The following is a 13,817-nucleotide window of genomic DNA, read 5'->3' as shown; positions in this document are numbered from 1 at the left end:
CAGCCATTTTCTACTGCTGAATAGCCGCCGTCAGACCGAGGACGCCGAGAGCATAGTAGGTGTACTCGACATCGGCCTGTTCGTCCCAGAGGGCGGCTCGGAATCCACCGGTTGGAAACTCGAGTCCCTGCTTGACGAAATCCTGAGCAGAAAACAGCAGCCCGCCCGGGTCGAGATTGAGGTCGCGTTTGGCGACCAGGGCGGTGAATGTTGAAAGGACATCGCCGAACGGAATCCGCGTGTTGGCGGCGATGCCGCCGTCGTCCTGTTCGACATCCTTGAGGAAGTCGCGGACATCGGCAATCAGAGCCGAATCGACGGCATTGAACAGCTTGAGTGTCGCCACGGCTGCCGCGGTCGGATTGGTTCCGCTGCGCTTCATCGGTGCGATCTCAACGAAGCCGCCGTCGTCTCGCTGGCGATCGAACATGAAGTCAACGATGGCCTGCTGATTCTCAATCGGCCGCGCCAGAAGATCGTGCGTCATCACGACTAGAAATGTCTGATAGGTCGAGCCGAGTTTTCCCTCCGGCCCCTTGGCGTAACCTCCGTCTTCACATCGCAGCTGATCGAGATCCGCGAAGACCCGTTCGAGCCAGTCCCTGGTTTTGACGTCGTCGGAGAGCAGCGCAGGACCGCCGGCCATTTCCACGGCCACGGCACACGCGATCCAGTTGAGGACATCGACGGGGCTGTATGTGCGGTCGATCTCTGTGCGAAGGTAACCGTCCAGTTGCAGGAGCAGTTCGGCTGTCAGGCCGTCAATCAGTGTCAGCGCCCGGACGGCGAAGCCGGTGTAATACAGATCGCTGTCTCCTTCGCGTCCACGGAAGCCACCGTCCGAGCATTGCTGAGCCAGCAAAAACTCACGATGCCGGTCCCAGCGATCGGGGGGATACTTCGAGAGTCCTGACTGAATCGTCTGTGCGAGCTGGATTAGATACGGAAGGGACATGAGGCCGTTTCAGCGGGGGAACAGGTCGTGCGGAAGCAGCCCACTGTAACAGCTGGGATCGGCAAAGCGAACCGTTCCGACTGGCTGCCGGCGAGAATCCAGCCGTCGTGTCCAGCGCTGCACGATCACGGTTGACCGTGCAGTTCAGTCGCTTCGATTTGACGGGCTGGAACAGATTCGAAATTCGCCGGCAGGCGTTTGCAGGAGCAAACTGAGCAGGGCAGGAAATGGGCGCCCATGCGACTGCAGGCGAAGCACGAAAATGCTCTAAGCAGCCTTCTGACGAACCTGGGCGTGGAACAGATCCTGATAGATCGGACAGGTCTCGAGCAACTGATCGTGTCGACCACAGGCAACGAGTTTTCCTTCGTGCATCACGGCAATCCGGGAAACCAGATCGAGCAGGGAGCGGTTGACTGCATGGGTGACAATAAACGTCGTGCATTCAAAGGAAAGATTCTTCAGCGCCTGTTGAATGTGATACTCACTCTGCGAATCGATGGCCGAGGTCGCTTCATCGAGGATCAAAATCGACGGCTTGCGGATCAATGCGCGAGCCAGCGAAATCCGCTGTCGCTGACCGCCGGAAAGACCTGCGCCCTTTTCGCCAATCATCGTTTCGAAGCCCTGGGGCAACTGTTCAATGAACTGCGTCACGCCAGCCTGTCGGGCAGCCTCTTCGACCTCCTGCCGTGTCGCTTCAACGTTGCCATAACGAATATTCTCGTAGATCGTATCGTTGAACAGGAACGTGTCCTGAGTTACGACGCCGAGCTGGCTTCGCAGCGCCCGCAGGGGAACCTCGCGGATATCGACGCCGTCGACCAGAATGCGGCCGCGATACGGATCGTAGTAGCGCGGGAGCAGGTTCACCAGGGTGGACTTGCCGGACCCGTTGCTGCCGACCACCACAATCTTCTCGCCGAACTCGATCCGTAGCGAAACATCGGCCAGGGCGTCCGGACGATTCGAGTCTTCCTTGCTGGCGTAGGCGAATCGAATGTTTTGAAACTCGATTTCTTTGGTATGTCGGGGCATCACTCGCGGCGTAATCGGTTCCTGAATGCGGGAATCGCTGGCCAGGAAGGTGGTCACACGATCGGCGGCGACTACGGAGCGTTTCAGCTTCGAATACACCGTGGAGAGTTTCCGGACCGGATCGACTGTTCCGACCAGGAAAGTGTAAAGCAGCATTAACGTCGGGATATCGGGCGGCTCGTCGGCGAGTTGGACTCCCCAGATCGTCGTCGTCTTTCGCAGCAGCAGGTACATGCACGGCAGAACGGTCACGAAGATCGCTCCCATGCCGAGCAGTTCGACGATCGGGTTCGTAAAGGAATCGATCAGACGAATTCGCATCGCCTTTTCGTAGTAGACCTGATTCTCCTGATGGAACTTCCGACGATGGCGTCGACCGTTTCCAAAGGCGATCACGACGCGCATTGAGTTCAAGGTTTCTTCGAGAACCTGATAGATGCGAGACATGCTGTCCATCATTCGATGGCTGGCTTTCTTGAGCATCTTGCCAAACCGCATGAACATGTAGGCGGCGACCGGAACGAACAGCATCGACAGCAGAGTGAGACGCCAGTTCACGAAGAACGCGGCTCCCATACAGGCAATCGCCTTCACCGGCTCACGAGCCATGCGTCCGCCGACAAGAGACAGACCGTAAGACAATTCCTGCAGGTCGAAGGTGAACCGCGACATTAAAGTCGGAGTGCCTTCGAGCGACAACGTCTGGTAATCAAGGGACAGACATTTGCGGAAGCAGGCCTTTCGCATGTCGATGGTCGTTTTTTCGACCACGCTGCCGACAAGCATATTCTGCGCAAAGATGCAGAGTCCTTTGAGAGCCGTGGCGAGCACGAGCAGTCCGAATAACAGAGCGACCGTATTGAACTGATCCTTCGGAACCCACGGTAACAGGTGGGCCTTGGACCAGTTCAGCCAGTGAATGCTTCTGGTCGCCCTCGCTATTCGTTCCTGATGTTCGGCTCTGGTTTCGAGTCGACGGACCTTCTCCAGTTCCGAGAGGGACCCGGTGGAGAGTTCGTCATCGATTGCGGAGATCTGAGTCTCCGTGACAACCGTCTGGTCCTGCAACTCGGTGAGTTGCCCTTCGACGTAGTCCTGCAGATTGCCTTCCATCAGGACGGTGGTCACGGGATAGATTACGGAAAGATTGGCGCCCCAGAGGATCCCGACGAGCACGGCGAAGACGACCGACATTCCGATCTGTCCCCGATAACGGCGGAGATATGGCCAGACCTTTACAAAACCCTCAATAATCGACATGAGATCCCGCTTCCGTGCGATGACAGTTCATGATGAAATCTGCCTGGACCGTCCCGGTCCGGCAGGCGGCGGAGTATAGGCGAGGTCCGCGAATCGCGTCCAGACCTTCTCGCTCAGACAATCTCGCCAGAAAGACCATTCTGCATCGCCAGAAATCGGCGATCGACTTCTTCCTGAGAGAGGTCTTCCTGATGCGTCGAGACCGTCCAGACATGGCCGAATGGATCGGTCAATGTGCCGGAGCGGTCGCCGTAGAACATGTCGGTGACGGTTCGCGTCGCCTCCGCTCCGGCCGCGACAGCGGTCTCAAACACTTCGTCCACGTTCGGGACGTAAATCATCAGCGAATACGAGGTCCCCTGCTCTGGATTCGGGCCGACAACCCCCATCTCCGGATGCTCATCGGCGAGCATCACGCGAGAATCGCCGATCTGGATCTCCGCATGGGCGATCTTGCCGTCCGATTCGAGCTTCAGAACATCGGTCGCCGCGAACGCCTTTTTATAGAATTCGATCGCCGCTGAAGCATTTTTAATCACCAGATAGGGCGTGACGGAATGATAGCCATCCGGCTTCCAGGCTGTGGTCATGGTCTTTGCTTTCCGGAATACGTCCGGCACGAGCCAGTGCGCATCGTCACTGCCGGGACCAGGGTGACACCCGCACCTGCTGGCACCTCAGTGATCGAAAACTACGCCGCTTGTCGCCGGACCGGGATCACGTCTTGAAACACAGCCTCCATGCGATCGAGCATCCGATCGATGCTGAACTCCTCAATTGCTCGTTGTCGCCCCGCTTCGGCATACTGCTGACAGACACGCTCGTCATCGAGCAGGAACTGCATGGCATCGGACAGGGCTCGGGCATCGCGAGGCGGCACGAGTCGGCCGGTTTTGCCATCCAGAACCGCCTGTTCGATACTTCCTACGGTCGTCGAAATGACCGGGAGGCGGCAACTCATGGCCTGCATGATACTCTGTGGCACCCCTTCGATGCCCCATGATGGCAGTACAAAAATGTCCATTGCCGAAAGAAAAGGCACGACATCCTTCTGGTTTCCGGCCAGATGAACCCGTTCCTGCAGACCGTTCTCGCTGATCCACTTGTCGAGCAGATCTTTCGACAAACCGTCCCCGACAATCAGCAGGTCGAAATCCTTGCGATCGAGCATCCGCGTTGCTTCACACAGGTACTGATGCCCCTTCTCCCGTCGGAGAGCGGCAACGATTCCGACGATCTTACGATCGACGGGCAGGCCGAGAGCTTCCCGGGCCGTTGTTTTGTCGCCTGGCGTGAACCGTTCCAGATCGATGCCGGTCGGAATCGAAGTTGAGCGAACCGGCGAGACACCATTGCGATCGATCAAAGCCTTTCGCATATTGTTCCCGCACGTGACAACATGATCGGCTCCATTGGCGTAGATCCAGTTCGAACCCGGATTCGCCTTCACCGGAGCTCCGATATGACGCGTGCGAACAATGCGGGGGCGTCGCAGCAGCGACCGGCTGGCCAGAGTAAACAGCCAGCTGTCGGAAGAACTGTGCGTGTTGATCACGTCGACTTCGATTCGCGTCAGCCACATCCGAGCGGCCGTCAGCCCCTGAAAGTTTCGCTTGCGGATCGGCAGCGTCGTGACCGGGACGTCATAATCGGCGGCCTTCTCGGCAATCATCGATTCCGGACAGCAGACAAGATGCACATCGTGTCCGCGACGGAGCATCCCCTGCGATTCGGTCAGAATGCGAACTTCCTGCCCACCCCAGCCACAAGAGCTTTCCGTGTGGACGATTCTCAGGCGACGACCGGTCATGATTTTGCTTCCTGCAAGAGTCGTTCATAGAGCGAAGTCAACTGCTGTTGCATCGCTAGACTTGTGTGCGGCTCGACGATCCGTCGGGATTCGCGCCCCATCTGTTGAGTGCGATCGTAATCGCAGCAGGCCTGCAATGCGTCGATCCAGCCGTCCGTATCGAGAGCATCCCGCACGTAGCCGCTGTTTCCATCCCGGATAAACTCGGCTCCGCCGCAGGTGTCCGTGGTAAGGACCGGCAACCCGCTGGCCATTGCTTCGAGCACGGCATTAGGAAATGGATCGTAGAGTGTTGGCAGAACAAACAGATCAGCTGCTCCGTAATAGGGAGCCACATCTGGCTGCACGCCGGCAAACCGAATGCGAGCAGCAATACCGCACTGTTCCGCCTGCTTCTCGAACTGCCGATGAGACTTGTCCCGCCCGACGACGATCAGGTTCATTGCCGGAACCTGGCGCATCGCTTTCAGCAGCACGGCGAGCCCTTTGCGTTCCCATCCTGAGCCAACAAAGACCGCCAGCGGGGAATCCGGTTCGATCTGATACTGCTCACGGATCTGCTGTCGATGAGACTTCAGTTCCGGATGAAAGCGATCGGTATCGACGCCGTTGTAGATGACCTGCAGTTTTGCCGGATCAATTTCGAACCGCTCCACGATCTCATCGGCAATCATTCTCGCGTTGCAGATGACTGTGGTGAGTTTCGGATGCTCGAACATCTGACGCTCGGCACGCATAACGTAACGATGATAGTTATTTCGCAGTAGCAATCGGCGACGCCAGCCGGACAACGTCCGAGATCGCTGCTCAAGCCAGCTGGCATGCACTCCGTCGCCGGCCCGGTACACCTGGCAGCCGGGAATACGTTCGTGACTCTGAACCAGATCGAACTTCTGCCGTTGAGCGATCTGCATCGCTTCTTCAGCGAAACGTCGTTCCCGCTGGACGCGGGTCCACTTTGGTGGATCGCATTTCAGGACCGATCCAGCCGCCCCGGACCACTTGCGAGCAATGAGAGTGACATCGTGACCGTGGTCATGCAGCACGCGCGCCATCTGGGCGACGATCCGTTCGCCACCTCCATCGAGTCGGAACTGCTGCCGAATGAGGGCCACCCGCAGCGTTCGCGCCGCAGACGACCGTCGTGCGGAATCGAGGCGCAGAAGGCGACCGGAATCACTCGTCTCAGATTGCGATCTGGCGGCGATTGAGGAGGACGAGACCGATGGAACCGCGTTCGGCCCGACGTTCAGGCTGCCTTGCGCTGACGCGTTTTCCATTTTTTGATCTTACGGTCGACTTCCAGGGGAACGAACATCAACACGCTATAGGCACTGTCGTTGAATGAGACTTCCGCGGTCGATGAGGCGGCCTTCTTCCGAATCGCGAGAAGAGAATCGACATGCCCGATCTTCTCGTAGTTCGAATGCTGCGCGAGGAAGCGGTCGATCGACAGTTTCACGCCGGGAAACTTGTCGGAATAATCATGAAAACAGGCGACTCCACCCACGTTGAGCAGTCGGGTCCATTTCAGGTCGGACATGACGGCTCGGATCTTGTGCGACGCATCGACGAGCATGAAGTCGAAACGATCTTCCTGCCGGCTTGCAGTCTGGAAGGCTTCGCTGCTGGTCGCGGTCCGAAAATCGACCGTCTCCGGATTCAGGCCGTGATTCCGAAGATTCTCGTGGACAATCCCCTGCTGATTCGGGAAGTAGGTCATCCGGTCGACGACCACGAATCGCGGGCGGGCTTCGTCTGAGAAGCACTGCATCATCCGACAGAGCGTCCCGCCGGCGGCTGTGCCGATCTCCAGGTGCGAGCCGGTAAAGTTCTCGTTCCGCACGAGGTTCCGCAGAAACTCCTGTTCGCCAGGCGTCATTTCCGCTTCCAGTGTTTCCGAGCATCGTCGCATCGGCTTGAGTCCTTTCAAAATCGATGTCGAACCGTGTGTCGTAGTTCCGCCGGGTGCCATACCCACGCTTTCGCGCGGCATGGTGCTAAATTTCAGCTTATCAATCCGTGTGAGATCACCGCGGCCGTATCCCGATGTCTCAATGACTTCCACGCTGCCTGCATGGCACTCGATTTTCCTGCCCTAAGCCGCCTTGATCCCGATGCGGCCGGTGTAGTCCGTCCGGTGCAACAGCATAGGAATCGAGTGAGCGGCGAAATATTCATCGACCGCCTGTCGAGCACCCTGCCAATGTCCGTAGTCGTCGATGATCAACACACCGCCCGGAGCGAGCAGTGGATAGAGATGTTCCAGTTCGTGCCGCGTCGATTCGTACCAGTCGGTGTCAAGCCGAAGAACGGCAATCTGCTGCGGCAGCGTTTCCGGAATCGTGTCTTCGACCTTGCCCTTGATGAACTGAATTCGACTCGGATCGTATCCGGTGCCGAGTACATTCTCGTGGACCTCACCAAACTCTCCGCGACACCAGTCCGAAGAATCTTCGCCGCACTGTCGGTCCGCGAAGGCCTGACCCAGCGATTCACCATCGAACTTCTTATCGGCTGCGGAAGGTTTCGGCATGCCTTCGAAGGTATCGTACAGGTAGTAGTCGCGGTCGCTGCGGTTGAGATTCCGCATGGCCAGCAACGACGACATGACCGCCCCGCCCTTCCAGACGCCGCATTCGACGATCGCGCCGGGGATTCCGGCATGGGTCACATGCTGCGTGGCCTGAATGAACGCATAGATCCGATCCGGGCTGAGCATCGTAAAAGGCGAAACACGTTCGATGATCGCCAGGTCGGCTGGATCGACATCACGCATGGTCTTGCGGAGACGAGCTGACTTGCGGGCAGTCTTCATCTTCTCTTTCAGAGACTGCACGGTGCTTCCTGCAATTTTGAAAATCGTCGGCATTCGCCACTCCCTCGGGACAAAAAAATTCAGGCGGCTCGCCGTTCGCGGGTTCGCTCAGCCAGCAGTCGGTATTTCAGGAACGATCCTCCGGCGATATGGCGAGCCAGAAACAGCCCTGCTGCACCGTCGAGGAACCCTTTTCTCAAAAAGTAGGCCTTCAGAAAGTTACCGACACAATGAACGTACGGCTCGGCGGCATTGGTCGTTCGACCTGTCTGCTCAAGATGGTCGACCATCATGTGGATGTACTTCGTGTTGCGGGCAATGAACTGATCGAAATCGTCGTAGCTGTAGTGCAGCATTCTCGACTTCAACCGCCCGACTTCGCCGTGAATCTGAATCGACTCGTGAGGATTCGTTCCGCCCCACTGCGAGCAGGACTTGCGGAAGATTCGCAGCTGGTAATCCGGACTCCAGGTGCCGTGGCGAATCTCCTGGTCGCCGATGAACGAGCGGCGGCCAATGCGATAACCAGCGACATCGAGCGGAAGCTCGGCGATCTCGGCGATGTTCTCGTCGGTCAGGACTTCATCGGCATCGAGCGAGACAATCCATTCATTGCGGCAAAGCGACAGAGCGTAGTTCTTCTGTTTGATGAAGGTATCGAAAGGCCGCGTGTGAATCTCGACGTTCGGAAATCCGGCGGCAATCTCAAGCGTGCGGTCGTTCGACCCGGAATCAACCAGAGCGACCTGTTGGCACCAGGTGAGTGAACCGAGGCTGTTGGCAATATGCTTTTCTTCGTTGTAGCAGATCACCGCGGCGGAGAACGGCGGCTGAGTTGCAGACTGCATATTGTTCCTCCTGCTCAGCCGCAAGGGCGTCTAATCGATGCGATGTATTTCCTGGCGAAGTGAGATTCCGATGACACGGTCGGCTTATACGAAAGAACCGCGAAATCGATCAATCCCGGTTTCCGAACTCTTTCGAATCGATTAGATCTGATGGACCCACAACGCTTGTGGGAGAGTTTCCGCTTCACATGCCCGGAACAAGTCAGCACGGCGACCCACTTCCCGGTTGTCACCTGCTGAAACGGCAGGCAGGGCCCGCGTGAGTCACAAGGCAATCAGGCGGCCTTCACCGCGTCCTCGCTCAAGAACACATCCGTGGGAACGACCCGGGTGGATCGCTTCTTTTCAAAGACCATCACGATGGAGCGTCCCGTCATGGCCGGCCAGGAATTCGACTGCTGGTGAATTCGCGCATTGCGTTCCCGGTACTGTTCGTACTTCTTCGAGAAATACAGCGAGCGAGACCAGAACGAACCGGCAACCTGAATCCCCATGTACAGCGGAGCCAGGAAGCCGCGTTTGGCTTTGTCACCACGTACCTCGGCGACATCCGCGCCGAAATACTCGCCGAGATAGCGCATCGTGTGATAGGACATCGGCGAAATATGAAAGCGATCGACCGCCTCTTCCGGCTCGTAATCGTGCAGCTGTGCGGGATGAAACTGATAGAAGGTGCCGGTAAACAGAAACTGCAGTCGAGACCACATATTCATGATATTCGGCGTCGAGACTACAACATGTCCGCCGACTTTGGAGACACGAATGAGCTCCCCGAGCAGCAGAAACGGATTCAGAACGTGCTCGATTCCTTCGAGGCAGATGGCGCCGTCGAAGGTTTCATCGTCGAAAGGAAGCCGCTTCGTCATATCGGCATAAACGAAGTCGCTCTTCTGCAGATTGATATCCGCTGGAGTGACCGTGTGCCCCAGATCCCGCAGGGCAGCCGTAAGCTTGCCGTTTCCCGCAGGCAGATCGAGGATGTGCTGCCCGGCTGGCTGGTCCTTAAAGAAACCAATCGCCTGGGTCATGTAGCCGGGGAAAACATCTTGCTTGTGAAGCCGCATCCTGGGTCATCCTGATCGGGACTGCGTTGATACAAAAACAGTTTTCAGAAACGCTGGATGCTTACGCGGCCAGTTTCTGGGCCTGACGTCGTCGGTACACGCCGAAAACGGTGTGGGCATAGCGATTGTCGTAAGCTTTGGTCGAGAACCAGAACTTCCGCAACAGCTGAAGAGCCTTGCTTCGAGGCTTCTCGACGACGCGGACGTCAACAAGCTCATACTCCGCCGGGCAGGCCGCTGAGAAGAATTCCGCCACCTGGGTCACATTGAAGAACCACTTGTGACGATCGACCGGTTTTTTATGCGGGAGGCCGTAGTGCAGGATCTCTCCGTTGCCTCGACCCACTTTCTGACGGGCACCGCACCAGCAGTTCGGCAGCGAGACGATCACGTCGCTGCTGCTGACGCGGAACAGCTCCTGATACATATCGTGAAGGTTGTTGAGATGCTCCAGCACCTCGATACAGATCACGCAGTTGAACGATCCGTCTCGGAACGGCAGGGATTCGGCCTTCTCCAGATCGACGACCTGATCCGGCTTCCCGACGATATCAATTCCAAGATAGTCTTCGTTGGGCAGCATCTCGCGAAGCGGCGCTTCATAGCAGCCGACATCCAGGATTTTGCCTTTAAGAACGCTTCCAAACTGGTCGTGCAGGTATTGAGTACGTGCCGGACGAGTACGGAAGGATGCGTAGTCCTTCTTCAACTTCACCATGGAGAATCGTCATCCTGACTTAAGGGGTGAGGTACGGGCGGCGATGCGGCGCGGAATATACGCGAACGCTCAAAGCAGGGTCAATACCTTGTCGGAACGGCACAGCGTGTGCGAGAAACAGAGGATCCCTCCGAGCGAAGCCCGGCCGTCAAACGGCCGGATTGCGCAGCGACAGGAGGTTGCGCCATCCGCACTAGAGCCTTTGGGGGCCGCATGATCTCCGTTCGAGCACGCACTTCACGAGGGTCGTTGTGACTCCGTTATCCTGCCGTTCGACATCGTCCCGATTAAGCGAAGTACTGGACCGCGTTCTGGAAGAGCTTGAGGCCGTCACCTTCACCCGACAGATTCTTGCGGGTCCACTGCGGGTGGTGGGTGGCCTTGATAAAGCGTTCCGGATGCGGCATCAGCCCCAGAACGCGTCCCGAGGCATCCCCCAGACCGGCGATATTGGCGACCGATCCGTTCGGATTGAACTGCTCGTCGAGGATATCGTCGGACGGTTTACCGGAAGTGTCGCAGTAGCGGAGAGCGATCTGTGAATTGTCCCGCCAGGCATCGACCAGCGCAGGATCGGCGACGCAGAGTTTGCCTTCGGCATGCGCGAGCGGCATCTCGATGCGGTCGATCCCCTTGAGAAAGACGTTCTGTGGACTGTCGGCCACCAGTTCGACCCAGCGAGCCGTGTATTTGCCATTATTGTTCCAGGTCAACGTCGCTTGGCGTTGATATTCCGGACCGGGTGTCCAGTCCTTCGATCCGCCAGGCAGAATGCCCGACTTCAGCAGCACCTGAAACCCGTTGCAGATTCCCAGGGTGAGCGTGTCACGATCGAGATGTTCGTGGAGCAGATCGCCAAGCTGGCGACGAATCTGAGCGGCGAAAATCACGCCGGCTCCGATGTCATCTCCATAGCTGAAGCCGCCGGGAATACAGAGAATCTGGTAATCTCGCAGCCTCTGCGGAGCTTCCAAAAGCTCAAACAGATGGACATTATCCGCGGCTCCCCCCGCTTGGTCAAACGCGTAACACGTTTCAGGATCACAGTTTGTGCCAGGAGCCCGGAGTACACAGATCCGAGGGTTTGCCGTCATTCGCTCAAGCCTTGTGCCCGGTGCGGGCTCTGATTTCGATCGCTGCCTGCTGCAGCAGTTTTCGGTATTCGACTCCGCCGATTTCAAGGGGGCAGAGGAACACTTGTTTCCTGATCTCTCAATCGAGAGACTATCATAACGTCGTGTCGGCGAGATGCTAATTGGACCGCCGGAAATGATCCAGCAACCGGATCAGGAAACTTTTCGCGGACTCCTCGTCTCCGACGTTTCAACGTGATCGAACCCCTTCCCTCCCCCTGCCACAAGCCGAGACCTGTGAGTTCTGAAGAGACCGCCGGACAACACGAATCCGCCCTGCGGGACGCGCTGAAGCAATACTGGGGATATCCGAACTTCCGGCCGCTGCAACAACAGGCCATGGAAGCGGTGATGTCGCAGCACGATTCGCTGGTCGTGTTACCGACTGGCGGCGGCAAGTCGCTCTGTTATCAGGTTCCCGGGTTGATTCGCGAGGGCCTGATGGTGGTGGTCTCCCCGTTGATCGCCCTGATGAAGGATCAGGTTGATGCGTTGACCGAGATCGGCATTCCCGCAGCAGCGGTGAACAGTTCACTGTCTTTCGAGGAACGCCGTGATATTGTCCGCCGGGTTGAGTCGGGCGAGCTCAAAATGCTCTATGCGGCTCCGGAACGGCTCTGCACCGAGAAGATGATCGACTTTCTGAAGCGACAGAAGATTTCCGCCGTCGCGGTCGATGAGGCCCACTGCATCAGTTCATGGGGACACAACTTCCGGCCGGAGTATCGCCTGCTCGGAGAACTCCGCGAACATCTGCCGGATATCGATTTTCATGCTTACACCGCTACGGCGACCGAACAGGTTCGTGACGACATCTGCCGCCAGTTGAATCTCCACGACCCGCTGGTTCTCGTCGGCTCCTTTGATCGCCCGAATCTGAGCTATCGCGTCCAGCGTCGCAAGAAACTCCACGATCAGGTCAAAACCGTCATCGACCGCCATGCCGACGAAGCCGGCATCATTTACTGCATCAGTCGCCGCCAGGTCGATGAGCTGACCGCCAAACTGCAGGAATCGGGTCATCGGGCGGTCGCCTACCACGCCGGTCTCGAAAACGAGGTGCGGCAACGGGCTCAGGAAGCCTTTCTCAATGAAGAAGCCGACATCGTCGTCGCGACGGTCGCTTTCGGAATGGGCATCGATAAACCGAACGTTCGCTATGTTCTGCATGCCTCGGCGACGAAGTCGATTGAGAACTATCAACAGGAGACAGGCCGAGCCGGACGCGATGGTCTGCCTTCCGAATGCGTTTTGTTCCACAGCGGGAACGACTTCGCTACCTGGCGGCGGATGCTCGATGACCTGACCGGCGAGGCGGCACAGGCGGCGGAAGAACAGCTCCGACTGCAGTCGCGCTTCTGCAATTCACTGCAGTGCCGACATAAAGCCCTCGTCGAGCATTTCGGGCAGGAGTTTGAGGTCGAGAACTGTGGCGCGTGCGATGTCTGCCTGGGCGAAATCGAAGTAATGGACGACTCACTGGTCGTGGCTCAGAAAATCGTCTCCTGCGTCTACCGCGTCGATCAGCGATTCGGAGCCGATTACGTTGCCGGAGTTCTGACCGGATCCAAAGACCAGCGAATCCTCGATAACGGTCATCACGAACTGTCGACGTACAACCTGCTGCAGGGTTATCGCAAGACAACGATCCGCGAGTGGATCGACCAACTCATCGATCAGGACTGCCTCGTTCGTCAGGGAGAATACCAAACGCTGGGAATGGGGCCGAGGAGCCGGGAAGTCTTCAACGGCGACTACGCCCCGAGATTGCTTCAGGCCGCTGCCCGGGAGAAGAAGTCCCGTGCTTCCAAACCGGATGCGACCGAGCTCTCCCCGATGGAACGGGAACTTTTCGACGAACTCCGTCTTCTCCGCCGCGATCTCGCCTCCGAAAAGGGAATCGCTCCCTTCATCGTTTTCGGCGACGCCTCGCTGATCGACATGGTTCGACGACGTCCCACAAATCTCTCCGAGTTCTTGGGAATTCAGGGTGTCGGACAGAAAAAGGCGGACCAGTACGCGGCGATCTTTCTGAAGCGGATCGCCGAATTCTGTGAATCGCATGCCGAAGTCGGCTGGGAAGTCTGAATGTCGCCACGAACGACTTGTCCAGTCACGCAGGGCGGGCAGACTGCGAAGGAAATCCGGCGGAAGCGGGTTTCGACTGGCGCGA

Annotated in this window: 12 protein-coding genes; 1 reads left to right on the top strand and 11 read right to left on the bottom strand. The window is 57.6% G+C overall.

Translation table 11 applies throughout. The annotated features are described in order from the left end of the window. Positions 1–10 precede the first annotated feature (10 nt). From L1A08_RS19295 to purQ, 11 genes are all read right to left on the bottom strand, one after another. Entirely contained in the window at positions 11–955 is a 945-nt protein-coding gene (locus L1A08_RS19295) for a prenyltransferase/squalene oxidase repeat-containing protein (protein WP_238758167.1), read from the bottom strand. Positions 956–1,222: 267 nt separating this feature from the next. Beyond that, positions 1,223–3,253 (bottom strand): ABC transporter ATP-binding protein, encoded by a 2,031-nt coding sequence (locus L1A08_RS19290; RefSeq protein WP_238758166.1) that lies wholly within the window; start codon positions 3,251–3,253, stop codon positions 1,223–1,225. A 113-nt stretch (positions 3,254–3,366) separates the two neighbouring features. Beyond that, a complete protein-coding gene (locus tag L1A08_RS19285; RefSeq protein WP_238758165.1) occupies positions 3,367–3,843 on the bottom strand; it encodes a VOC family protein in 477 nt (158 codons plus the stop codon). A gap of 101 nt (positions 3,844–3,944) precedes the next feature. After that, positions 3,945–5,063 carry a glycosyltransferase family 4 protein gene (locus L1A08_RS19280; protein ID WP_238758164.1) on the bottom strand — a complete coding sequence of 373 codons (1,119 nt, stop codon included), beginning with the start codon at positions 5,061–5,063 and terminating at the stop codon, positions 3,945–3,947. Next, positions 5,060–6,178: a glycosyltransferase family 4 protein gene (locus tag L1A08_RS19275; RefSeq protein ID WP_238758163.1), complete on the bottom strand. Its 1,119-nt coding sequence runs from the start codon at positions 6,176–6,178 to the stop codon at positions 5,060–5,062. Before L1A08_RS19275 ends, L1A08_RS19280 begins: the two co-directional genes overlap by 4 nt. A gap of 134 nt (positions 6,179–6,312) precedes the next feature. Then, positions 6,313–6,978, bottom strand: coding sequence for a class I SAM-dependent methyltransferase (locus L1A08_RS19270; RefSeq protein ID WP_238758162.1), 666 nt, complete (start codon positions 6,976–6,978; stop codon positions 6,313–6,315). A gap of 183 nt (positions 6,979–7,161) precedes the next feature. Continuing rightward, the gene (locus tag L1A08_RS19265; protein ID WP_238758161.1) at positions 7,162–7,935 is read right to left on the bottom strand and encodes a TylF/MycF/NovP-related O-methyltransferase; all 774 of its coding nucleotides are present in this window, start codon (positions 7,933–7,935) and stop codon (positions 7,162–7,164) included. A 26-nt stretch (positions 7,936–7,961) separates the two neighbouring features. Further along, the gene (locus L1A08_RS19260; protein WP_238758160.1) at positions 7,962–8,729 is read right to left on the bottom strand and encodes a glycosyltransferase family 2 protein; all 768 of its coding nucleotides are present in this window, start codon (positions 8,727–8,729) and stop codon (positions 7,962–7,964) included. A 275-nt stretch (positions 8,730–9,004) separates the two neighbouring features. Beyond that, positions 9,005–9,793: a class I SAM-dependent methyltransferase gene (locus tag L1A08_RS19255; RefSeq protein WP_238758159.1), complete on the bottom strand. Its 789-nt coding sequence runs from the start codon at positions 9,791–9,793 to the stop codon at positions 9,005–9,007. 61 nt (positions 9,794–9,854) lie between these two features. Next, the gene (locus tag L1A08_RS19250) at positions 9,855–10,511 is read right to left on the bottom strand and encodes a class I SAM-dependent methyltransferase (RefSeq protein ID WP_238758158.1); all 657 of its coding nucleotides are present in this window, start codon (positions 10,509–10,511) and stop codon (positions 9,855–9,857) included. Between the two features lie 287 nt (positions 10,512–10,798). Next, positions 10,799–11,605 carry a phosphoribosylformylglycinamidine synthase I gene (purQ, locus tag L1A08_RS19245; protein ID WP_238758157.1) on the bottom strand — a complete coding sequence of 269 codons (807 nt, stop codon included), beginning with the start codon at positions 11,603–11,605 and terminating at the stop codon, positions 10,799–10,801. Positions 11,606–11,881: 276 nt separating this feature from the next. On the opposite strand from purQ, the gene recQ reads away from it, so the two are divergent. Continuing rightward, positions 11,882–13,732 (top strand): DNA helicase RecQ, encoded by a 1,851-nt coding sequence (recQ, locus tag L1A08_RS19240; protein ID WP_238758156.1) that lies wholly within the window; start codon positions 11,882–11,884, stop codon positions 13,730–13,732. Positions 13,733–13,817: the final 85 nt, after the last annotated feature.

The organism is Rubinisphaera margarita (genome assembly GCF_022267515.1).
GTDB classification, from domain to species: Bacteria; Planctomycetota; Planctomycetia; order Planctomycetales; family Planctomycetaceae; genus Rubinisphaera; species Rubinisphaera margarita.
Note: the sequence above shows the minus strand (reverse complement) of the source record. Positions and strands in the feature narration are given on the sequence as shown.